The sequence below is a fragment of the bacterium genome (assembly GCA_030693205.1).
Taxonomy (GTDB): domain Bacteria; phylum Patescibacteriota; class Minisyncoccia; order JAHIHE01; family JAHIHE01; genus JAHILZ01.
In genome coordinates this window covers 1-20,751 of record JAUYBG010000010.1, presented here as the reverse complement: position 1 = coordinate 20,751, position 20,751 = coordinate 1, and the positions used below count along the sequence as shown (strand labels likewise).

The following is a 20,751-nucleotide window of genomic DNA, read 5'->3' as shown; positions in this document are numbered from 1 at the left end:
TTTTAATTATTTGATACCTAAAATTAAATAAGTAATAATCGCACCTATTGTGGCACTGGTAGCTCCAACAAGCACATCTCTCATAATAGATGGTTTTATACCCTTCAACCAATTATTAACTAATTCGCTCGAAGCACTGTTTGTAACAGAAACTGCACTCAGAGAATTAGTTTCAGTATTCACTTTGTTAAAATTTTGATTTAGAATCGGAAACTTATTAGGAATACTACTTTTTCCCACTTCGTGATTTTCTTTTTTATTAAAAGAATTATTTATATTAATTTCTATAAAACTCATATTTTTAGAACAGGCTGTTTTATTGATTTACGCTTACAGTAATTGTATATTAAAATAAATTTTACGCAAGAGTAAAAGATACAAAAAAGAGGCTTTTATCCTCCTTTTATGCATATTTACCCCAAATTCTCACCCCCAAAATCCTTTAATTCACTTTAATTAATTCTATGCCCTTTTTAAGCTAAAAGCAAGCCCGCCAAAGGGCGGGCAGGGCTATAAAAGATGCATTTTATCCACAGAAAGCTATCAAGCCATTGACAAGGTACCTAGTCAGTAGTATATTAACTATAGGATCCTCGGCCAGGAGTTTATACACTCCACATGGGCGGGGGATTTTTTTATTACGGTTATTCGGGCGAGAAACAAGACATAAAATATTTTCTGCCGTTCTTTTTATCTTCCTTGACTTGCGCGTAAAATATTTCCTTATCTTTGGTTAAACCGGCAAAACGATAAAAGGTCTCATTCCTTTTATTTGGATTTTCCCTTGCACTTGGTTCGTTATAACTTGTGCCGGGAAGTTTTTTAATTTTTGTCTGATAAGGAATCATAAAATTCTATTACTTTAATTGATTCTATGCCATTTTTGGCATTAAATCAAGAATAAAAAAACAAAAAAATAACCAGCGAGTTTGAGGCTCAACTGGTTTTATATTTTAATTCTTCAACAAAAGCTTACTGGCGGCGGCAAGCTTTTGGGATCGCACCCTTCGGTTTTGTCAATAAATACTTCTTCGCCCATATCGCTAATTCCGTGCTTGGAAAGATATTTGACGTGCTCTTGCAATTCCGCATTCCTTTTTATCATTTCACGGATGACTTTCCTTAATTCCCTGCTTCTGATGTTTTCATCAAAAAGTTCAAAAACGCCCCTTCCGTCATATATTTTTACACCCCAAACGATAAAGTGATGCCCGAGCTGAATGTCAGCGCTTACGTCTCCGTTTTGGTGGCGGCAATCAAACTTACTCAGCTTGATAAACTCAACCGGTATTGCCAATTCGCGATCATTCCATTCCGGAAAAAACTCTTCGAGATCGAAATCGTCTAATTTCTGTCCCAATAGATCGCGCATTCGCACCTCGTTTTGTTTGAAGAAAAACCAAATTGCTTCGCATATGATCTCTTCAAGCAAATGCAACGGCGTGTTTTTCTCTTTCTCTTTTCTGTGTAGAAAGGGGGTGTCCATCAATCTTAGCGATGCCATAGACAAGTTTTGATGGAATGATCCGCCTTCCTTTTCGTATCCGGCTTGAACGCCCGCGATATTAAGCGCATTACCAAGTTCTAGCGTCGCCCGTACTGTTTTTTCTTCCCCTAAATCGCTTTTAAGGGAAACTAACCGCAGACTTTTTACCTTTAAGCATATTCTTTTCATTTCTTCCTCCTTGCTTTAAAGAGCAATCGATTAAATACATACTAAACATAACTTGGCTAAAAGTCAATGCAAAAAAATAAAGGGCGGTTTATGCCCTTAAATTTGATTTTCTTTGGTTAATTCTTCGGAAATTCTTCCGACAAGCGCTTCAACAGTATCAATGCCGACGATACTGTCTTTGAAAATAGCGATCGGCCTTTCCAAGCCGGAACCATTATCGTAGGGAATCGAAATATTTACGCAATCTCCTTCTTTTTTTAGAAAAGAAATCGTTCGCCAATACTTGATACCGTACACGACAATATCTTTGGCGACACGAATATCGCTGAATCCCTCGACCTTGGCAAGCGCGTTTTTAAGCTTTTTACCGCGGCATCCGTTAAGCGCGACAATTGCTGAATTTAATTTTTCAATATTTTCAGTGTGGGGTATCGGCCCTAAACACCTTTCCGAATTCCCATTATTTTCAGCCATTCATCATTCCTCCTAGCCATAGCTTAACTATTGTTGCGTTTTTTGTCAATAAATTATAGCCTCGTCAGCACTTCCGCTTCGTTTTTCGTCACCGCCACCGTATGCTCGAAATGCGCCGAAAGACTTTTATCGCAAGTCGTATAAGTCCAGCCATCAACCAGAGTTTTAACTTTATAACCGCCAACATTTACCATCGGCTCAAAAGCCAAAACCATTCCCTCTTTTATTTCTAACCCCGTGCCCGGCTTGCCAAAATTAGGGATCTCCGGCTCTTCGTGGATAAATTTTCCCACTCCATGCCCCACCAGATCCCGCACTATTGAAAAACCGTTTTTTTCCGCGTAAGATTGCACCGCGAAACCGATATCGCCCAAATGATTGCCAATCTTGGTTTTCTCAATCGCTAGCTCCAGGGATCTTTTTGTCACCGCGATTAATTTCTGGGCCTCTGGCGAAATTTTTCCCACGCCAACCGTGATCGCCGCATCCGTAAAATAACCTTTGTACAAAACTCCCATATCCAAACTCACGATATCGCCTTCCTGCAACACCCGTTCTCCCGGAATTCCATGCACCACTTCTTCATTCACCGACACGCAAACGCTCGCCGGAAAACCACCCTGGCCGTCATGATTAAAATCGGGCTTATAATTTTTAAAAGCCGCCGCCGCGCCATATTTAAAAACAAGGCTTTCAGCAAGCCTATCCAGTTCAATTGTTTTCATTCCCGGCTTTACCGACTGACCCAGATCCTCCAATATTTGCGCGAGGATTTTCCCGCCTTCACGGATCAAAGCGATCTCTTGGGGAGTTTTGATATAAATCACGATATTTTGATTTATGATTTAAGAATACGGCTATAGTTCGAGCCTTACTCATAAATCTTAAATCGTTAATCATAAATCTTGCATACCTTTCAAATTAATTACGACGGAAATGATCGCTAATTTTCTTTAGTATTTCCCGATTTACTAAAGCTACTCCTTGCTCGCCGTTTATCTCGATCAAAATTCCTTTTTTCTTAAAAAATTCCAAAGTTTTCGCCACCTGTTCGCGAAAATATGCCAATCTGTTCCGTATCAATTTCGGCGTATCGTCGGCGCGCTTGATAATTTTTCCTCCGCAAGCTCCGCAAGGCTTCTTGGGAAATTCATTTAAAGTATATACTTTTTTGCATTTTTCGCAAATATATCTTTTTGCCAGACGCTTCAGCACTTCTCGCGCTGAAACTTTTAAAAAGATCACTACTGGCACTCCCCGCTTGCTTTCCCGAAACCATTTCAATGTCAGTTTTGCCTCGCCGATCATCCTGGGCTGTCCGCTAAAGATCAATCCGCGGCTGATAGGTTTTCCGAAAACCTGCTTCTTTATCCAATCTCTGATTATATCAGTAGGAGCCAGATTGCCTTTGTTCATTTTTTCCGCCAATTTTTTAAAAGCACCGCTTTTTGAGGCCAGAATGCTTCTTAAATATTCTCCGCCATCCACCATTTTCAGATCAAATTTCCGCGCTAAAAGTTCAGCTTGAGTTCCCTTGCCCGAGCCGGAAGGGCCTAAAATGATCAAATTATTTGGTTTTGTGAAATTCATTTATCTTTTTAATAATATCCTTGTGAATTTCCTCAATTGCAGGCTCGCCATTAATGACGATCAGCCTTTTTCTGTCCTGATAATATTTTTTCAGATCCAGCATTCTTGATTTATATTCTTCAATCCTTCGACGCACCACTTCGGGCTTATCATCGCTTCGGACCATCAGATCCCCGCCGCACTTGTCACACTTCCCAGTATTATAAGCCGGATCTTTGGACAAAAAAACAGCGCCGCATTTTGAACAAATGAGCCGTTTCTCGGTTCTTTCAATGACAGTATCGGCGCTAATATTCAAATAAATAGCTAAACTTCCCGGCAAATCATAATTTTTTAAAACTTCATCGAACGCTTTCGCCTGATTAAAAGACAAAAAGGTATCAAAAAGAAAACCTTTTTTCCGCTGACTCGCGGACATTTTTTCTATTTTTTCCTTAACAGCCTGAATAATAATTTCATCCGGCTGGGGAACTCCTTTATCATAATTATCTTTTGCTTTTTTGCCTAGCGGCGTATCAAGAACGATCAACTGTCTTACGAGATCTCCAACACCGATGTGATTTAAATTATATTTTTGAGCAACGACTTTTCCTTGCGTGCCCTTGCCCGAACCCGGAGGACCGATAATAGTAATAACAAATGGAGACATAAGATTTTATAAAATCCCTAAGATTATAAAATTAAAATTTTAAATAACCTGATAAAAACTTTATATTTTTACGGTTTTATTGAACTTGCGTTTAATACTGTTCGTAATCTTTGGTTACGATCTGCGCTTCGATCTGGCGGACCGTATCAAGCACCACGCCAACGACGATCAATACCGCCGCGCCTCCCAATACTAAGCTGGTATCCCCCGTGAACGCTTGCCCGATAAACGGCAAAACCGCTATCAATCCCAAGAAAACCGCGCCGGCCAAAGTGATCCTGTTGATCACGTAGGATAAATATTCCTTGGTCGGATTTCCCGGCCTGATCCCCGGGATAAAACCGCCTTGTTTTTGCAAATTCTCGCTGACCGTATGCGGTTCGAAAACTACCGCCGTATAGAAAAATGTGAACAACACTACCATGATAAAATACATCGCTCCATAAAAAGTTTGATTTTCAAACAATGCAACAATGTAAACGGCGGCGGATGCGACCGCGGGATATTTGGATGTAACCAAAAAAGAACCGATCATGCCGGGAAAAAGCATTATCGACATCGCGAAAATTATCGGGATCATTCCGGCAGAATTTACCTTCAGCGGCAAATAAGTATTCACCCCGCCGTACATTTTTCCGCCCCGCACCCTTTTGGCGTAAGAAACGGGAAGATTTCTCTGGGCTTCGTTGGCCAAAACGACGCTGGCGACAACTAATACCGAAAAAACCAAGAATATTATATATCCCGGGATCTGACTCGCGTCCATTAAAGTAAGCTTCCCTATCGCTGTTTCCGGCATTTGCGAAACAATTCCGGCGAAAATTATCAAAGATATGCCATTTCCAATGCCTTGTTCAGTGATCAATTCTCCCAGCCACATTAAAAATATTGTTCCAGCGGTAATCACAACCAAGGTATAGATCATCGTCTGATTGCTCATAATATCAAGAACTCCCTGATTCTGAAATAATTTTATCATTCCATATCCCTGGAGCAAAGCCAACGGCACTGTCAAAATTCTTGAATATTGATTAAATTTTTGCCTTCCCGCTTCTCCACCCTCGTGATACATTTCCTTAAAAGAAGGGAAGATCATTGTCAAAAGCTGCATAATAATGGAACTGGTGATATACGGACCCACTCCAAGCATTACGATTGAAAGGCTTGAAAGTCCGCCTCCGGAAAATAAATTAAGCAAGCCAAAAAGCTGGTTATTCTCAAAAAAAGCCCGCAATTTTTCAGTATCGACTCCCGGTACGGGAAAATGCGAAGCCAACCGAAAAACGATCATTATCCCCAGGACATACAGAATCTTATTGCGAAGCTCTTTTATTTGAAAAATCTTTAAAATTTTATCAAACATATGGATTTAAATTTTCAATTTCTAATTTCTAATTTTTATTAAATTTTTAATTCTTTAATTTTTAAACCTTTTGTTTGAAAATTATTTCATTGAAAATTCATTGTAAATTGAAAATTGATAATTATTTTATTATTCCCCCGGCTTTTTCTATGCTTTTTTTAGAAGAAACGGTTGTCAGACAATCTTTAACTGTAAATTTTTTAGTAAGTGTGGTATTTCCGACGATTTTCACGGGGTTTTTAATGGACTTAATGATCCCCTTGGCTTTCAGCGAAACAGGAGTGACCAATTCGCCGTTGGAAAATTTTTCCTCTAATCTCTTAATATCAACTGCGGTTGATCGGGGGCTAAGACTGACAAACCCGCCTAATTTCGGCACATGGCGCGCCAAACCGGAGCCGATCCTCTTTAATTTCAATCGGTGATTTGTTCGGGCTTTTTGGCCTTTATTGCCGCGGCCTGAATAAATGCCGCGCTTGCCGCCTCGGCCGACTCTTTGCCCTCTTTTTCTTTTTTTGCTTAATGTAAGTTCGTGAATTTGCATAAAGTTTAACTTATCTTTCTCAAAAATTTAACTATAATATTATTTATTATTTGCTTTTAGCTTTTTCTTCCGTTACGCCTTTTGCCTCTTTTGCCGGCGCTTCCGCGATTTTCTTGGCTTGCATATTGACAGGGCGAGTATTGGACTTAAATTTTCCCAATGCGATTATTGTCGCTCGCGCGCAATTCAGCTTATTAGTAGAGCCGAGTATTTTACCGGAAGCATTTGCCACTCCGGCTAATTCCAAAATCGTGCGAACCGCTCCGCCGGCAATAATACCGCTTCCTTTGGGAGCCGGTTTTATCAAAACCATACTTGCTCCATATTTCTGATAAACTTCATGAGGAATGCTGCCATTCGTAATCGGCACGACAATGATCGATTTTTTGGCATTGGTCACGGATTTCTGGGTAGCATCGGTAAGATCAGCGCCTTTAGCGACTCCGACTGCAACTTTTCCTTTCCGGTTTCCGATGATCACCAAAGCCCTGAAACTGAAGCGCTTTCCGCCTTTAACCACGCGAGCCACGCGGCTAGCTTCCAGAAGTTTTTGATCATATTCGCTTTTTTCTCTTTTGTCTCTAAAAACCATATTGTTTGATTTACGATTTAAGATTTATGATTTACGAATTATTCTTAAATCTTTAATCATAAATCATAATTCTTGAAATTTTTATGAATAATACTTTTTTATAAAATTTTACTTTATCCAACTTGATAAATTACCGTCTAGAACTTCATTCCGCCTTCTCTGGCGCCTTCGGCAATTGATTTTATCCTTCCATGATATTTAAATCCGCCTCTGTCGAAAACAACTTTCTCGATCTTGGCCTTTTTTGCTTTCTCGGCCGCCAATAAACCCACCTGCTTGGCGACAGCGATCCTTCTGCCGTTTTCACCCTTATCGTCCTTGCCGGAAGATTTAGCTCGAGCTGTTTTTATTTCTTTGTCCGAAACGCTCAATAAAGTCTTGCCGCTCTCGTCATCGATCAATTGCGCGTAAATATGAGCATTGCTTCTGAACACGGCCAATCTCGGAACTTCGGCTGTTCCTTTGATTTTTGCCCTTATTTTCAAATGGCGGGCGTCTTTCTTCAATTTTTTAAAACTTACATTTTCTTTTGACATATTCTTAAATAATTCTAAATTTTTAATTTTAATTTTACTTCGCTGCTGATACGACTTTCTTTCCCGCTTTTCTCTTTACAACCTCGCCGACATAGCGAATCCCTTTTCCCAAATACGGTTCAGGCGGCTTGGAAGCTCTTATCTCCGCCGTGATCTGCCCGACTTTTTGCTTATCAATGCCGGAAACTATGATGAAATTCTTTTCAAGTTTGAATTCCACGCCTTCCGGCGCGGTAAATTCCACCGGGTGCGTAAATCCGACACTCAAAATTACCTTGTTCTTGCCTTGCAAAGCCGCTTTAAAACCAATTCCCTGGATCTCGAGGCGTTTTTCAAAACCTTCCGTGACACCCTTTATCATATTGGCGATCAGCATTCTGGTAGTTCCCCAAATTGATTTATTTTCTTTAGTGCTTTCTCCGATGGAAAGAACCATCTCTTTGTCTTTCATTTCAATATTAATAGCGCCATCAACTATCAAAGACAGCTCGCCTTTCGAACCCTTTACGTGAACTTCCTTGCCGGTCACTTTTACCGTGACGCCATCCGGAATAATAATTGGTTTTTTACCGATTTTAGACATAATATTTTAATTAGATTTTTACCAAATTTTACAAATTAATTCTCCGCCCAGTCCTTGTTTTCGCGCTTCTTTGTCAGTCATCAATCCTTTGGAGGTGGAAATGATCGCCAATCCGAATCCCTGAAGCACATACGGCACCTTGTCTTTCTTGACATAAACTCTTTGCCCGGGCCGGCTCACTCGCACCACGCCGGAAAAAGCGGGCTTATTGTTTACATATTTCAAGCCAACCTCAACAAAAGATTTATTGTCAACGCTCTTTACGCCGATTTTCTCCAAATACCCTTCCTTTTTGAATATCTTTAAAATATCCAGTTTTATGTTGGAGGCGGGCTCAATTACGGTTTTTTCTTTACCGGCGCGTTGAGCGTTTCTAATTCTTGTTAATAAATCGGCTATTGGATCTGTCATAATATATAATTAAATGTAAATTTGATTCTCTTAATATTTAAATTACCACGAAGATTTTTTTACGCCAGGTATCTCTCCGATCGAAGCCATTTCCCTGAAGCAAATCCTGCAAAGTCCAAAATCTCGCATAAAAGCGCGCTTGCGTCCGCATTTCCAGCAGCGCCTGATCGTGCGGGTCATATACTTAGGTTTTTTTAATGCTTTTACAACTAAGGCTTTTCTTGGCATAATATTTTTTACTCTTTTTTAATGGGAAAACCCAAATGAATTAATAAACTCTTTGCTTCTTTGTCGCTTTTCGCGTCGGTCACTACCGTCACTTGCAATCCAAAAATACTCGAGGTCACATCGGCGTTAATTTCAGGAAAAACATAATGCTCGCGAATTCCCAAGGAAAAATTGCCTCGTCCATCAAAAGAATTGTCCGGCAATCCGCGAAAATCACGAACCCGGGGCAAAGCGATATTGATAAGCTTGTCGATAAATTCATACATTTTTTCGCCTCTGAGCGTCACTGCCACGCCAACAGGAATTCCTTCTCTGATCTTAAAACTCGAAATTGATTTTTTGGCCAGCTTCAACACGGGCTTCTGTCCGGTGATCGCGGCGATATCAAACACTATCTGATCCAAAAGCTTCTTATTATCTAAAGACTTGCCTACTCCGGCGTTAATAACCGCTTTTTTCATGCGCGGCACAGCCATGTCGTTCTTATAACCGAACTCTTTTTTCATAGCCGGGATGACTTCTTTTATAAATTTTTCTTTTAATCTTGACATATATTTAAACTGATAACTGGTTTATTTTAAATTTCTTGATTACATTTTTTGCAAATCCTGACTTTTTCTCCGTTTTCCAGCTTCTTGTATCCTACTCTGGCCGGCTTGCCGCATTTCGGGCAGATCACCATAAGATTCTCGATCCTTATAGGAGCTTCAACGCTTAAAATCTGGCCTTTTTGTCCGCTTCTTTTCGGCTTCTGGTGGCGCTTGATCATATTCAATCCGCCGACGACAGCTTTTCCTTTTTCAGGCAAAATTCCAACAACCTTACCGGTCTTGTTCCTGTCTTTTCCTTTTATCACCAATACGTTGTCATTCTTTTTGATCTTCATATTTTTATTCGGATATAATTTATTACAATACCTCGGAAGCCAAGGAAATAATTTTACTAAAGCCTTTTTCTTTCAATTCTCTTCCAACCGGACCAAAAATTCTCGATCCCCGGGGTTCTTTGTTCTCGTCGATGATCACTGCCGCGTTGTCGTCAAATCTGATATAAGTGCCGTCTGTCCGGCGCAAAGCTTTTTTCTGCCTGACAATCACCGCTTTCACGACTTCATGCTCTTTTACCACGCCTTTCGGATCTCCCTGCCTGACCGAAGCAACGACAATATCGCCGATCTTGGCGTAGCGGTGGCGCGTTCCGCCCAAAATCCTAAAACATCGGATTATCTTGGCTCCGCTATTGTCTGCAACTTTTAAATTTGTTAATACTTGGATCATATTTCTATTGTCTTATTTATAAATTACTTTGCTTTACCTATCACTATCCAGCGTTTTTCTTTGCTCATCGGCTTCGTCTCCTGAATGATCACCCTGTCTCCGGCTTTGTATTCGCCTTTCTCGTCATGCGCCTTGTATTTCTTGGTTACTTTATATTGCTTTCGATACTTTTCATGCAATTTCAATTTATCAACAGCCACAACTACCGTTTTCTGCATCTTGGCGCTGACCACTGTTCCGACCAAATGGCGGATACTTTTCTTTTTTTCATTTCCTTCTTTAGAAATTGTTTTATTGACTTTTTTTTCCATGATTTTGTTTAAATTGAAATTTTAAATCTCTTGTTTTTAAATTATTGCTTTATTGTTTTTTCTTTTTCTCCGATGATCGTTAGAATTCTCGCGATCAACTGCCTGTTTTTCTTGAACTGCGATACTTTTTTCAGCTTCCTGTTGGCTCTTTCCATATTCAAAGATAAAGTATTTTCTCTCGTTTCAGCAATGATCTTTTTTAATTCCTCGATTGTTTTTAATTTTAATTCTTTGGCTTTCATGATCTTGGTTTATAAAGTATTAGTTAGCGTGCTGCTTTTCAATAAATTTCACTTTAATGGGAAGTTTGTGCGAAGCAAGCCTCATCGATTCCCGGGCTTCCTCTCTGGTTACGCCGTCGATCTCAAACAAAACTCTTCCTGGCTTGATAGCGACCACAAAATGATCAGTAGAGCCTTTTCCTCCGCCCATCGGAACTTCTGATCCTTTGACCGTTATCGGCTTATCGGGAAAAACCCTGATCCATATTTTTCCGCCGCGCTTGGTGTATCTGGTCAAAACCCTTCTTACCGCTTCGAGCTGCCTGGCGGAAACCCACGAAGTCTCGAGAGCTTTAATTCCGTAGCTGCCAAAATTCAGATCAGTGCCGCGGCTGGCCACGCCGGAAAATCTCCGTCTGCCTTTTTGCTGTTTTCTGTGTTTTACTTTTTTTGGAATCAACATATTTAGTTTTATTTGCTTGTACTGAACTATTTAATTGGAGTAGAAGTACTATTTATTTTTTTGCTTTTTTTCGCCTCCGCTTTTTCGTCAAACACTTCGCCCTTATACACCCAAACTTTTATCCCTACCGCGCCATAAGTCGTAAAAGCCGTCGCTCTGGTAAAATCAATATTGCTTCGAAGCGTGTGCAAGGGAATTTTTCCTTTGGCGAGCCATTCTCGCCTGCCCATTTCCGCCCCATCAAGCCGCCCGGAGATCGCGATCTTTATTCCCTGAACTCCTTTTTTGCTGATTACCGTTTCCAGCATTCTTTTCAGGGCTCTTTTCCAGCCGATCCTCCGCTCGATCTGACTGGCAATTTCCTGCCCGATGATCGCCGCGCTGGATTCCGGATCTTTCACTTCGAGCACATCAAGTTTAACTTCTTTTTTCAATCCAAGCTTCGTTTTCAGCATTTTTCTCAGATCCTCGATGCCGGTTCCGCCCCGTCCGATTATGACTCCGGGCCTCGCGGAAAGAATGGAGATCGTGACAACGTTAGACGCCCTGTCGATGATAATTTTTTCCACTGCCGCTTTTTTCAAATTTTCCATAAGGATCTTTCGAATGCCAAAATCTTCTTTCAGAAGTTCCGGAAAGTTTTTGTCGCCAAACCAGCGGCTCGTCCAATTGACAGTGTAGCCTAGTCTAAATAATAACGGATTTACTTTGTGTCCCATAGCAAGTTTAAAATGGATTAATTATTCTTGTTTTTTACTTTTTCTTTTTTTCAGCGCTTCTTCTTTCGCTTCCCCTGCCAAAACTTCCCGAGATTCTTCCGATTTTTTTTCTTCCAGCGCTTCCAGCTCTACGGCTTTTTTATCGAGCTCGATAGTGACAGTGCTCGTTCTTTTCAATATCGGGAAAGCCCGGCCCATCGCGTGCGGCATGGATCTTTTCAGGGTCGCGCCGTCATCAACGGTTATTTTTGAAATAAACAGATCTTCTTTTTTCATTTTAAAATCATTCTCCGCCGCCGCCACTGCCGATTCCAGGAGTTTCATTACAGGCACAGCCGCTCTTTTGGGAATATATTTCAATTGTTCCATCGCTTCATCAACTCTTAATCCTCTGATGAGATCGGCAACCAACCGGACTTTGCGGGGAGCTGTTCTTAAATTTTTTAGGTAAACTTTTACTGGCATATTTTAAAATTTCTAATTTATATTGCTTTAATTATTATTTCTTGACCGGTTCAGCAGCTTTGGCCGCCGGAGCTGCGGCGCCCGCCGGAGCGGTTTTGGCCGCTTCAGCCGCCTTGGCAGCCGCTTCGAGTTCTCTCTGCATTCTTCCGCCGTGCCGGCTAAACTTGCGCGTCAGAGAAAATTCGCCCAATTTGTGGCCTACCATATCTTCCGTCACCAGCACAGGAATGTGCGTCTTGCCGTTATGCACGCCAAACGTAAAACCGATCATTTGAGGAATAACCGTCGAATCTCTGCTCCAAGTCTTAATAACCGTCTTGTCGCCGATCTTCAGCTTCTCGATCTTCTTTATCAATTTTTCGTCCACAAAAGGACCTTTTTTAGTGCTTCTTGACATATAAATTATTTTATCTTCTGTGTTTAATAATAAATTTTTCTGATAATTTTTTCTTATTTCTAGTTTTCTTTCCCATCGCGATCTTTCCCCAGGGAGTTTTCGGATGCTTCAAACCGATCGGCTGGCGTCCTTCGCCTCCGCCGTGCGGATGGTCAACCGGATTCATCGCCGAACCTCGCACGCCCGGGCGTTTGCCCAGCCATCGGGATTTTCCGGCCTTTCCCAAATTTCTCATCCGAAATTCCGCCTTGCCTATCTGTCCGACCGAAGCCCAGCATAATTCCGAGAGCATTCTTATTTCGCCTGAAGGAAAACCGAGATGCACATAGCCGCCTTCCTTGGCTCTTACTATGGCCAAAGCGCCTGCCGTGCGGACGATCTGCCCGCCTTTTCCCGGAGTCAGTTCGATGTTGTGTATATTGGTGCCAACCGGAATATTTTTCAAAATCAATCTGTTGCCGGTTTTTACCGGAGCATTGGCCGAAGCGATAACTTCATCATTCGCTCTCAATCCTTCCGGGGCCAAAATATATCTTTTTTCGCCGTCTTTGTAATTCAAAAGCGCGATATAAGCCGAGCGGTTCGGATCATATTCGATCGAAGCGACCCGGGCCGGAATATTGACCTTATCCTGTCCGAAATCAATGATCCTGTACAATCTTTTTGCTCCGCCGCCCTTGTGCCGCGTCGAGATCTTGCCTTTGGCCCGTCCTGATTTTTTTGCGTGACCAAGCGTCAAGGATTTTTCAGGCCTGGCTGTCGTTACGAAATCATTTTTTACCACTGACGCGCCTCTTCTTCCGGCGGTTGTTGGTTTATATTCTATTATTGCCATATTCTTTCTCTGTGAATAAAATTTTAAAACTTTTTACTTGGTCTTTGCCGGCTCGATGCTTTCGCCCGCTTTTAGCGTCACGATCGCTTTCTTAAATCCCGGCTTGACCATTTCCCGTCTTCCGACTCTTTTCGGCTTAGCTGAGGTTTTTATCATATTAACGCTCGTCACATTCACTTCATAAAGCCCTTCGATCGCTTTTTTCACTTCAATCTTATTGGCTCCGTTCGCCACTTTGAAAGCATATTTATTCAACGGCATCAAATTGGAAATTTTTTCCGTGAAAAGCGGCTCAAAAATAATCGCGCTGATCTTATCTTTCGATATCTTGTTCTTCTTAAAATCCTTTCCGGCGTTTTTCTTTTCAACTTTTGCAGCCTTTTCCGCTTCCGGTTTTTTGGCGATGTTTTTAACTTTATCAAGAATTGTCATATGCTTTTAATGAATTTTATATCTTAAATGTTTTCTCGATTGCGGCTATCGATTCTTTCGGCATTATCAAGTTCTTGTATCGCAATACGTCCACTATATTCAAAGATCCGATTAGGATAGATTTTATTCCGGGAATATTGCGGCTGGCCAAATAGACATTTTTATCCGTCTTGGGCAGCGCGATCAAAGCAGTCTTGGCTACGCCGAGATTTTTCAGGATCTTAGCGAAAGTTTTTGTCTTGGCATCGGCAAGGCGCAGATCGTCAATAATATACAAGACTTTATCGTTCAGCTTGGAAGCCAGAGCCATATGCAACGCCAATCTTTTCTTTTTCAAATTGATCTTTTTCCCATAGGAAGCGTCAGCGGTAGGACCGAAAGTTATTCCGCCATGCCTCCAAATCGGAGACCTGATCGAACCTTGTCTGGCTTGTCCCGTGTGTTTCTGGGCAAATGGCTTTTTTCCGCCTCCGCGTACTTCTCCGCGGGTCTTGGTGTGAGCGTATTTTATCCGGCTATTCGCCTCTTGAGCGACCACCGCTTCGTGCATCAAGTCTTTCTTGGGTTTCAGTCCAAAAATATTCTCAGGCAGATCCATTTCTCCCACTACCTTTCCCTCTTGATTATATAAATTAGTCTTGATCATATGTATAATTATCCGTTCTATTTAATGCTGACTACTTCGATCAAAGCTCCTTTGTTGCCCGGAATCGCGCCTTTCAGAGCGATCAAATTATTTTCTTTGTCAATCGATAATACCGGCAAATTGATGACTGTCGAGCGCACTCCGCCCATCCGACCCGGCATTCGGACTCCCTTGACGACGTGTTCCGGAAACCTCGGACCGACTGAGCCTCTTTCTCTGGCGCTGTGTTTCTGTCCGTGAGAAGCGGGACCGCCGGAAAAACCATGTCTTTTCATAACGCCGGCAAAACCTTTCGCTTTGGTGACGCCGCTGGCTTTTACCATATCTCCCTCGGCAAAGATCGAAACATCGATCTTATCACCTACTTTGTAAGAAGCGACATCTTTGGTTACGAATTCTCTCAAATGTTTAGCCAGATGCGAACCTTTTAAAAGTCCGGCTTTCGGTTTTGAAACTTTCTTTTCTTTGCCAAATCCGATCTGCACGGCATTGTATCCGTCTTTCGCTTCAGTCTTAATTTGCGAAATGACACAAGGACCCGCTTCCAATACAGTCACTGGAACAGATTTTCCTGATTTTTCAAACACTCTTGCCATTCCGAGTTTTTTTCCTAAAATGAATTTTACCATATGTTATTATTATATGCTTTTTCAAAAACAAAAACCGAGTCGTAAGTTATGCACAAACCGTAATCTCGGTTTCTTTAACTTCTGACCAATTCAGTATCCCGCGCTATCTATATTAAAATCTGGGACTTGAATCATCACGTACTGAATTTTAAAATTTCTTTACTCTGCTACTTTCTACCTTCCACTCTCCGCTCTCTAAACATTACATCTTGATCTCGATATCCACTCCGGCTGATAAGGACAAATTCGTCAATGAATCAATAATTCTCGGGGTCGGATTGATAATATCGATCAATCTCTTGTGAACCCTGATCTCAAACTGCTCTCTGGCATCCTTGTGGACGAAGGTTGATTTATTGACAGTGTATTTCTTCTTTTCGGTCGGAAGCGGCAATGGTCCTCTGATCTCGGCGCCTCCGCGCAAGGCAGTTTCAGCAATCAATTTTGCGGACTCATCAATGATCTTACTGTCGTAAGCTCTAATTTTAATTCTAATTCTTGGCTTAACTTCTTCGTCTTTAGTTGTAGAGGAATTGATTATTCCAGAATCTTTCTTGGCAGTCGTTGTCATTTTAATGTAAAAATCTTTTAGACTTTCTTTTTATTTTATTAATTATTACGATTTCACTCGTAAAAACACTCTAAACCCTGCAGTTTTAGTGCAGGGCTGAGCTCTTATTTGATTGTTTTAGTAACTACTCCGGCGCCGACAGTGTGTCCGCCTTCGCGAATCGCAAATCTCATTCCTTGTTCCAGCGCGACCGGGGAGATCAATTTCACCGTGACTGTGACAGTATCGCCAGGCATGACCATTTCAGTGCCTTTTGGCAAAGTCGCTTCTCCAGTGACGTCAGTGGTCCTGATATAGAATTGAGGTCTGTAGCCGTTGAAAAATGGAGTATGTCGTCCGCCTTCTTCTTTGGTCAAAATATAAACTTCGCCTTCAAATTCGGTGTGAGGAGTGATCGATCCGGGCTTGGCCAAAACTTGTCCGCGCTCGACATCTTCTTTTTTGGTGCCGCGCAAAAGCACTCCGGCGTTATCGCCAGCCAAACCTTCATCAAGGGATTTATTGAACATTTCAATGCCGGTAGCGACAGTCTTGGTGGTCGGTTTCAAGCCAACGATCTCGATTTCATCGCCAATATGCACTCGGCCTCTTTCAATTCTTCCTGTAACGACCGTGCCTCTTCCTTCAATAGAAAAGACATCTTCGATCGGCATCAATAACGGCTTATCGACATCTCGAACCGGTTCAGGAATAGATTCGTCCAAAGCTTTCATTAATTCCATGACCGGACCGCATTTCGGGCAATCTATCTTGCCGCAGCTGTGTTCCAGAGCTTGCAAAGCGGATCCGCGGATAAATCGGACTTTATCGCCGGCAAAATGATATTTTGTGAGCAATTCCCGGACTTCTTCTTCCACCAGATCAACCAATTCTTTGTCGTCCACCTGGTCAACTTTATTCAAAAAGACCACAACCTGAGGAACACCAACCTGATAAGCTAACAAAATGTGTTCTCGAGTTTGTGGCATCGGGCCGTCAACCGCGCTGACAACCAAAATCGCTCCGTCCATTTGGGCGGCGCCTGTAATCATATTTTTAATATAGTCTGCGTGTCCCGGACAATCCACGTGCGCATAGTGTCTGGCATTGGTTTCATATTCCACGTGAGCGGTGGCAATAGTAATGCCGCGCTCTTTTGATTCCGGAGCCTTATCCAAATCTTCCACGCCTTTGTTTTGCGCTTTCATTCCAGCTGCTGTCAAATTTTTTAAAATTGCCGCGGTCAAAGTGGTCTTGCCGTGATCAACATGTCCGATAGTTCCGACATTAACGTGCGGTTTTACTCTTTCAAATTTTTCTGCCATAGTATTATATTATTTTGTTTTATAATTATGAATTATATATTGTATTTAAATATATTATAACAGTATCGGAAATTAGTCAAGCCCCTACCCCGATTTTCGCTAAAAATACGCAGTTTCGCTTCAGACAAAATAAAAAAAATGGGCTAGTTTTGTGTTGTTTTTGAGGAAATAATCACTTCAAAATTTCATCCAAAATCAATCTTTTCCCGGAGTCAAAACAAAACATTCAGATTCTTCTGAAACAACTTTTTAATCATACACTAAAGGGAAAGTTTTGGCAAGAGGCGGGAGGAAAAAATTGGAAATTAAAAAATATTTTTAATTTGATAATCAACTCTTGTATTGCCACCATTAGATTCAATAACAAAATCAACTTGTGTCCTGCTTTCGTTTATTTTTTCTCTATTTTGAGGGGTAATTGGCAAACCGATTCCGTAGTAAATAGAAGTGTATTGATAAGACGAAAGGAGTTTATTTATAGAGTCCGAATAATTATTTTCTTTTTTTATACTTTCTACCTTCTGAAAGTCGGAAAAAGAAAACCTATCTTTATTTTCGCAAAAAATCACGACACCATTTTTTATAGCAACAATATCTGGAATTATTGAATCTTTATTTTTTAACCCCGCACGATTATTTGAATGCAAAACTTTCCCTGTTCCGCTTTGTGGAAAATCAAAGCAGATAATGCTCCAGCCATTTTTCTCAAGCCAAGAAATAATTGTTTTTGTTACACTTTCTTCACTTATGCGTCTCTCCATAATGATCCATTAGGAAATAAGATTGCGTCAGCAAAGTAGGAGAATACTCTTACATGTTTCACTTTAGAAAAAGTAGAACCATATCTAACTTGCATATAGTAGCGAGGGATTTCCGAGCTTAATAAATCCGAGTAATTTTTTGTTAGTAAGTTTTTATTTTCACTAGCTTTTACAGCATCTACAAAGTCATTTACATCACTCTTAGTGCCGCCAAGTACGATTGTTTGATTTTGTTCATCAATAGAAAATTCACCCCATGCTAACACTAGATTATATTTCCTTTCTTCAAAAGATTTGCCTTCTCGACAAGCCAAATAATCAATTGCTGCCAATGCACCTGGATATGGGTCGCCTCGAAAGGCGGCATCGATTTTGTAAACAATTGTTTCTTGGCGACTTCGCAATAATTCACCTATTTGATAATCGCTATTTTCAAAATCTGATAAATAATTCAGCAGGTACTGAGTGGGAATTTTGACTGTTGCGGAAAGTGGCGACATATTTGTATTACCACCCTTACTAGAATATTCATTTTGCATGAAATTCTTTCTATCTATAAGTGTTCTTTTGCTGAGCAATTTTTCACGCCCATTTATAACTCCGTCATCTTCGACAACCTCAATAATTTCATTTATAGCTAAAAACATTTTCTGCATTTCAGAGTCTGTACTGTCAGGACTTCCTGCAAATTGACGGTTTAAATCAAACCTCAATCCCTTTGTGCGTAAGTTTGGCGATGTCGCTGCATTGTTAATATTTCCTCGAAAATCAGACGGGAAGTAATACAAAAGTGCTGGAATCTTATAAATAGACATTACATCATCTAACGCTTTAAAAACTAGCGGATTTATTTTATCCCAAGACGGAGGAGTATTTTGTCTTGTAATTATTGCTGCTTCTGGGTAAATATAAAATGCTGGTACATTATTTTCCACAGAAGCGGCTAATCTTGCGAATCTTTGAAATGCATTGTGACCAGTTCCTGCCTCAGTAGACACCTCTATGGAAAAAATCGGTTCTAAGTTAATCTCAATAATAATATCTGGAGCGTCAAGATAAAGAATCTTTTTGATATGATCAGGCATTGTATGAAAGTTTTTTGCATTATTTGCGTCACTTTCGTACATCTTCTTTTTTGTGAAAGATTTACTCTGTAAATTAGTGTTTCCAATTATGTAATCTGCAAAACTTTCCGTACTATACCAAATTCTATAATTCATAATTTTATAAATAATTTTTTAATGCTAAAGCAACCGCTTTCGCTAAAAACGGCGGCACGGCATTTCCTGTTTGTACTCTGCCTTGAACAATGCCCCCTCTTACGACAAAATGATCGGGGAAACTTTGTAATCTACACCTTTCTCTGATTGTTAGTCCTCTCGAATCTGACGGATGTCCGAATTGGAATTGTGGCCTAATACCACCAGAAACCTGAGTTGGACTTTGTATATCCCATGCGAGTCTTATTCTTTGCTTAAATTTAGGGTACATCGGTAACCCCGGCTTTGTGTTTCTTATTTTATCAATTGTATCTTGTGGGTGATTTGGTGCTTTATGATTAGTCAATTGATTACTTCGTAAATTTTTCCTCATCAATCTTTGATACTCACTAGATGGTTCCTTCGTATACTTTTCCGCTATCTCATCTGGTTGTAATCGAGGTAAGTCACTTATCGCGTCCTTGACGGTGACAAAAGGATTTTTTGTACCAGGTCCATGTGTTTTTTTAATATCATTAAAATCAAATTCTTTACCTCGAACACCGACAAAAACAAGCCTTGTTCTTTTTTGAGGTACACCATAATCAGCGGCATATAACAGTTTGCTTTTTACGGTCATATTCCCAGCTTCGCTAATTTCTTTTTCGATTGTTTTAACGATATCACCAGCACTTTTCATACCAGAAACATTTTCAAGCAATATTGCTTTTGGTTTTAGGGTCTTAACAAAGCGAATAAATTCTTTGTAGAGTAAATTTCGCTCATCTCCAACATGCCTTTTTCGATTATTAAGTGAAAAACCTTGACATGGTACTCCTGCTATTAAAACATCGATCTCTCTACCATTTAATAGCTCAAGTATGTTATTCGGATTAACTTTTTTTACATCACCTAAAATCGTAGAAGCTCTAGGATGATTTATTGAAAACGTTTCTATTGAAGGCCCATGAATATCACAACCAACTAATACATGATATCCCGCCATTTCAAATCCCAATGATGTTCCACCACATCCGGAAAAAAGTTCTACAATAACGGGATTATTGCTACTAACATAAGTCCCTTTTTTATAAATTGGATCACCATGCCAATAATACCCATTTTCCTCAACCTTAACGGATTTATCCCCAATGCTTACTTTAGAATCTATATCCAATTTATAACTAACATTATAATCAACAAGCAAATCAAACAAAGAAGCTTGCGAACCATCGGCAACATATTCCGTGTTTGTCAATTCAGTTTTTTTTATTTCGCCGAGTATGCTATGTGCTCCGTTTTTTGCGATAATAAGAAAATCAACAACATTAATACCCATCAATTGTCCCGCCTCGATTACTCTTTTAGCTACTTGTTTGTCTTGTTCGCTTGGGTTTGAATCACCGGAAGGATGATTATGAACCAATATCACGCCTGCAGCGCGCAGTTCCAATCCAGGAGCAAAAATTTCTCGCGGATGAATAATACTTTTATCCAATATTCCAACTGAAACTGTTTCTTTTTTTAACAAAGCATTGCGTGCGTTCAAATAAAGACAAACTAACTGTTCTTGTTTTTTATCTTTCAAATCCGAAACTAAAGCAATGGTATCTTGTGCTGATAAAATCAAATTGTCCAAAGAATTTTGCTTGTCAAAAATTCTCCTCGTCAATGCAATTGCGGATGAAATTTGCAGTGCTTTCGCTTGCCCGATTCCTGAAATTTGCATTAAATCGTCAACCGAAGCGTTTAATAAATTATCCCCGAATTTTTTCAGAATCTTTTGCGACAAAACTTTTACGTTTGTTCCTTTAATCCCACTACCAAGCAGAATAGCCAAAAGTTCGCTATCGGATAACGCATCAGCTCCTTTTTC

31 protein-coding genes and 1 pseudogene are annotated in these 20,751 nt (G+C 40.4%); all 32 read right to left on the bottom strand.

The window, feature by feature from the left end; all coding sequences use genetic code 11:
* Positions 1 to 6 precede the first annotated feature (6 nt).
* Positions 7 to 297 (bottom strand): hypothetical protein, encoded by a 291-nt coding sequence (locus Q8N37_01960; protein MDP3057268.1) that lies wholly within the window; start codon positions 295 to 297, stop codon positions 7 to 9.
* Between the two features lie 347 nt (positions 298 to 644).
* The gene (locus Q8N37_01955) at positions 645 to 848 is read right to left on the bottom strand and encodes a hypothetical protein (GenBank protein MDP3057267.1); all 204 of its coding nucleotides are present in this window, start codon (positions 846 to 848) and stop codon (positions 645 to 647) included.
* A gap of 113 nt (positions 849 to 961) precedes the next feature.
* Positions 962 to 1,675, bottom strand: a complete 714-nt coding sequence (locus tag Q8N37_01950; GenBank protein MDP3057266.1) for a hypothetical protein — start codon at positions 1,673 to 1,675, stop codon at positions 962 to 964.
* Between the two features lie 96 nt (positions 1,676 to 1,771).
* A complete protein-coding gene (locus Q8N37_01945; GenBank protein MDP3057265.1) occupies positions 1,772 to 2,149 on the bottom strand; it encodes a hypothetical protein in 378 nt (125 codons plus the stop codon).
* Positions 2,150 to 2,202: 53 nt separating this feature from the next.
* A complete protein-coding gene (map, locus tag Q8N37_01940; protein ID MDP3057264.1) occupies positions 2,203 to 2,976 on the bottom strand; it encodes a type I methionyl aminopeptidase in 774 nt (257 codons plus the stop codon).
* Positions 2,977 to 3,070: 94 nt separating this feature from the next.
* A complete protein-coding gene (locus tag Q8N37_01935; protein MDP3057263.1) occupies positions 3,071 to 3,715 on the bottom strand; it encodes a nucleoside monophosphate kinase in 645 nt (214 codons plus the stop codon).
* A gap of 1 nt (position 3,716) precedes the next feature.
* Complete coding sequence (locus Q8N37_01930) at positions 3,717 to 4,388, bottom strand: nucleoside monophosphate kinase (GenBank protein MDP3057262.1); 672 nt, start codon at positions 4,386 to 4,388, stop codon at positions 3,717 to 3,719.
* Positions 4,389 to 4,479: 91 nt separating this feature from the next.
* Positions 4,480 to 5,751, bottom strand: coding sequence for a preprotein translocase subunit SecY (gene secY / locus Q8N37_01925; GenBank protein ID MDP3057261.1), 1,272 nt, complete (start codon positions 5,749 to 5,751; stop codon positions 4,480 to 4,482).
* 121 nt (positions 5,752 to 5,872) lie between these two features.
* The gene (locus Q8N37_01920; GenBank protein MDP3057260.1) at positions 5,873 to 6,295 is read right to left on the bottom strand and encodes an uL15 family ribosomal protein; all 423 of its coding nucleotides are present in this window, start codon (positions 6,293 to 6,295) and stop codon (positions 5,873 to 5,875) included.
* Positions 6,296 to 6,341: 46 nt separating this feature from the next.
* Positions 6,342 to 6,887 (bottom strand): 30S ribosomal protein S5, encoded by a 546-nt coding sequence (gene rpsE / locus Q8N37_01915; protein ID MDP3057259.1) that lies wholly within the window; start codon positions 6,885 to 6,887, stop codon positions 6,342 to 6,344.
* A gap of 137 nt (positions 6,888 to 7,024) precedes the next feature.
* On the bottom strand, positions 7,025 to 7,423 hold the full coding sequence (rplR, locus tag Q8N37_01910; GenBank protein MDP3057258.1) for a 50S ribosomal protein L18: 399 nt from the start codon (positions 7,421 to 7,423) through the stop codon (positions 7,025 to 7,027).
* A gap of 34 nt (positions 7,424 to 7,457) precedes the next feature.
* Positions 7,458 to 8,006: a 50S ribosomal protein L6 gene (gene rplF, locus Q8N37_01905; GenBank protein MDP3057257.1), complete on the bottom strand. Its 549-nt coding sequence runs from the start codon at positions 8,004 to 8,006 to the stop codon at positions 7,458 to 7,460.
* An 18-nt stretch (positions 8,007 to 8,024) separates the two neighbouring features.
* Entirely contained in the window at positions 8,025 to 8,417 is a 393-nt protein-coding gene (rpsH, locus tag Q8N37_01900) for a 30S ribosomal protein S8 (GenBank protein ID MDP3057256.1), read from the bottom strand.
* A 42-nt stretch (positions 8,418 to 8,459) separates the two neighbouring features.
* Positions 8,460 to 8,645 carry a type Z 30S ribosomal protein S14 gene (locus Q8N37_01895; GenBank protein ID MDP3057255.1) on the bottom strand — a complete coding sequence of 62 codons (186 nt, stop codon included), beginning with the start codon at positions 8,643 to 8,645 and terminating at the stop codon, positions 8,460 to 8,462.
* 8 nt (positions 8,646 to 8,653) lie between these two features.
* Positions 8,654 to 9,196 (bottom strand): 50S ribosomal protein L5, encoded by a 543-nt coding sequence (rplE, locus tag Q8N37_01890; protein ID MDP3057254.1) that lies wholly within the window; start codon positions 9,194 to 9,196, stop codon positions 8,654 to 8,656.
* A 26-nt stretch (positions 9,197 to 9,222) separates the two neighbouring features.
* A complete protein-coding gene (gene rplX, locus Q8N37_01885) occupies positions 9,223 to 9,531 on the bottom strand; it encodes a 50S ribosomal protein L24 (protein MDP3057253.1) in 309 nt (102 codons plus the stop codon).
* 22 nt (positions 9,532 to 9,553) lie between these two features.
* Positions 9,554 to 9,922: a 50S ribosomal protein L14 gene (gene rplN, locus Q8N37_01880; GenBank protein ID MDP3057252.1), complete on the bottom strand. Its 369-nt coding sequence runs from the start codon at positions 9,920 to 9,922 to the stop codon at positions 9,554 to 9,556.
* A 23-nt stretch (positions 9,923 to 9,945) separates the two neighbouring features.
* On the bottom strand, positions 9,946 to 10,233 hold the full coding sequence (gene rpsQ, locus Q8N37_01875; protein MDP3057251.1) for a 30S ribosomal protein S17: 288 nt from the start codon (positions 10,231 to 10,233) through the stop codon (positions 9,946 to 9,948).
* A 41-nt stretch (positions 10,234 to 10,274) separates the two neighbouring features.
* A complete protein-coding gene (gene rpmC / locus Q8N37_01870; GenBank protein ID MDP3057250.1) occupies positions 10,275 to 10,475 on the bottom strand; it encodes a 50S ribosomal protein L29 in 201 nt (66 codons plus the stop codon).
* Between the two features lie 19 nt (positions 10,476 to 10,494).
* Positions 10,495 to 10,917 carry a 50S ribosomal protein L16 gene (gene rplP, locus Q8N37_01865; protein ID MDP3057249.1) on the bottom strand — a complete coding sequence of 141 codons (423 nt, stop codon included), beginning with the start codon at positions 10,915 to 10,917 and terminating at the stop codon, positions 10,495 to 10,497.
* Positions 10,918 to 10,943: 26 nt separating this feature from the next.
* Entirely contained in the window at positions 10,944 to 11,636 is a 693-nt protein-coding gene (rpsC, locus tag Q8N37_01860; protein ID MDP3057248.1) for a 30S ribosomal protein S3, read from the bottom strand.
* 135 nt (positions 11,637 to 11,771) lie between these two features.
* Positions 11,772 to 12,101, bottom strand: a pseudogene (gene rplV, locus Q8N37_01855) (50S ribosomal protein L22).
* 34 nt (positions 12,102 to 12,135) lie between these two features.
* A complete protein-coding gene (rpsS, locus tag Q8N37_01850; protein MDP3057247.1) occupies positions 12,136 to 12,498 on the bottom strand; it encodes a 30S ribosomal protein S19 in 363 nt (120 codons plus the stop codon).
* 10 nt (positions 12,499 to 12,508) lie between these two features.
* Positions 12,509 to 13,333 (bottom strand): 50S ribosomal protein L2, encoded by an 825-nt coding sequence (gene rplB / locus Q8N37_01845; GenBank protein MDP3057246.1) that lies wholly within the window; start codon positions 13,331 to 13,333, stop codon positions 12,509 to 12,511.
* A 33-nt stretch (positions 13,334 to 13,366) separates the two neighbouring features.
* Positions 13,367 to 13,645 carry a 50S ribosomal protein L23 gene (gene rplW / locus Q8N37_01840; GenBank protein ID MDP3057245.1) on the bottom strand — a complete coding sequence of 93 codons (279 nt, stop codon included), beginning with the start codon at positions 13,643 to 13,645 and terminating at the stop codon, positions 13,367 to 13,369.
* A 136-nt stretch (positions 13,646 to 13,781) separates the two neighbouring features.
* Complete coding sequence (gene rplD / locus Q8N37_01835) at positions 13,782 to 14,411, bottom strand: 50S ribosomal protein L4 (protein ID MDP3057244.1); 630 nt, start codon at positions 14,409 to 14,411, stop codon at positions 13,782 to 13,784.
* A 17-nt stretch (positions 14,412 to 14,428) separates the two neighbouring features.
* The gene (gene rplC / locus Q8N37_01830; protein MDP3057243.1) at positions 14,429 to 15,040 is read right to left on the bottom strand and encodes a 50S ribosomal protein L3; all 612 of its coding nucleotides are present in this window, start codon (positions 15,038 to 15,040) and stop codon (positions 14,429 to 14,431) included.
* Between the two features lie 202 nt (positions 15,041 to 15,242).
* Positions 15,243 to 15,611, bottom strand: a complete 369-nt coding sequence (rpsJ, locus tag Q8N37_01825; protein ID MDP3057242.1) for a 30S ribosomal protein S10 — start codon at positions 15,609 to 15,611, stop codon at positions 15,243 to 15,245.
* Positions 15,612 to 15,715: 104 nt separating this feature from the next.
* Positions 15,716 to 16,915, bottom strand: a complete 1,200-nt coding sequence (gene tuf, locus Q8N37_01820; GenBank protein MDP3057241.1) for an elongation factor Tu — start codon at positions 16,913 to 16,915, stop codon at positions 15,716 to 15,718.
* A 305-nt stretch (positions 16,916 to 17,220) separates the two neighbouring features.
* Complete coding sequence (locus Q8N37_01815) at positions 17,221 to 17,676, bottom strand: hypothetical protein (GenBank protein ID MDP3057240.1); 456 nt, start codon at positions 17,674 to 17,676, stop codon at positions 17,221 to 17,223.
* Positions 17,661 to 18,896, bottom strand: coding sequence for a hypothetical protein (locus Q8N37_01810; protein ID MDP3057239.1), 1,236 nt, complete (start codon positions 18,894 to 18,896; stop codon positions 17,661 to 17,663). The genes Q8N37_01815 and Q8N37_01810 overlap by 16 nt, the downstream gene beginning before the upstream one ends.
* 4 nt (positions 18,897 to 18,900) lie before the next feature.
* A partial coding sequence (gene radC, locus Q8N37_01805) for a DNA repair protein RadC (GenBank protein MDP3057238.1) occupies positions 18,901 to 20,751 on the bottom strand: 1,851 nt, incomplete at its 5' end.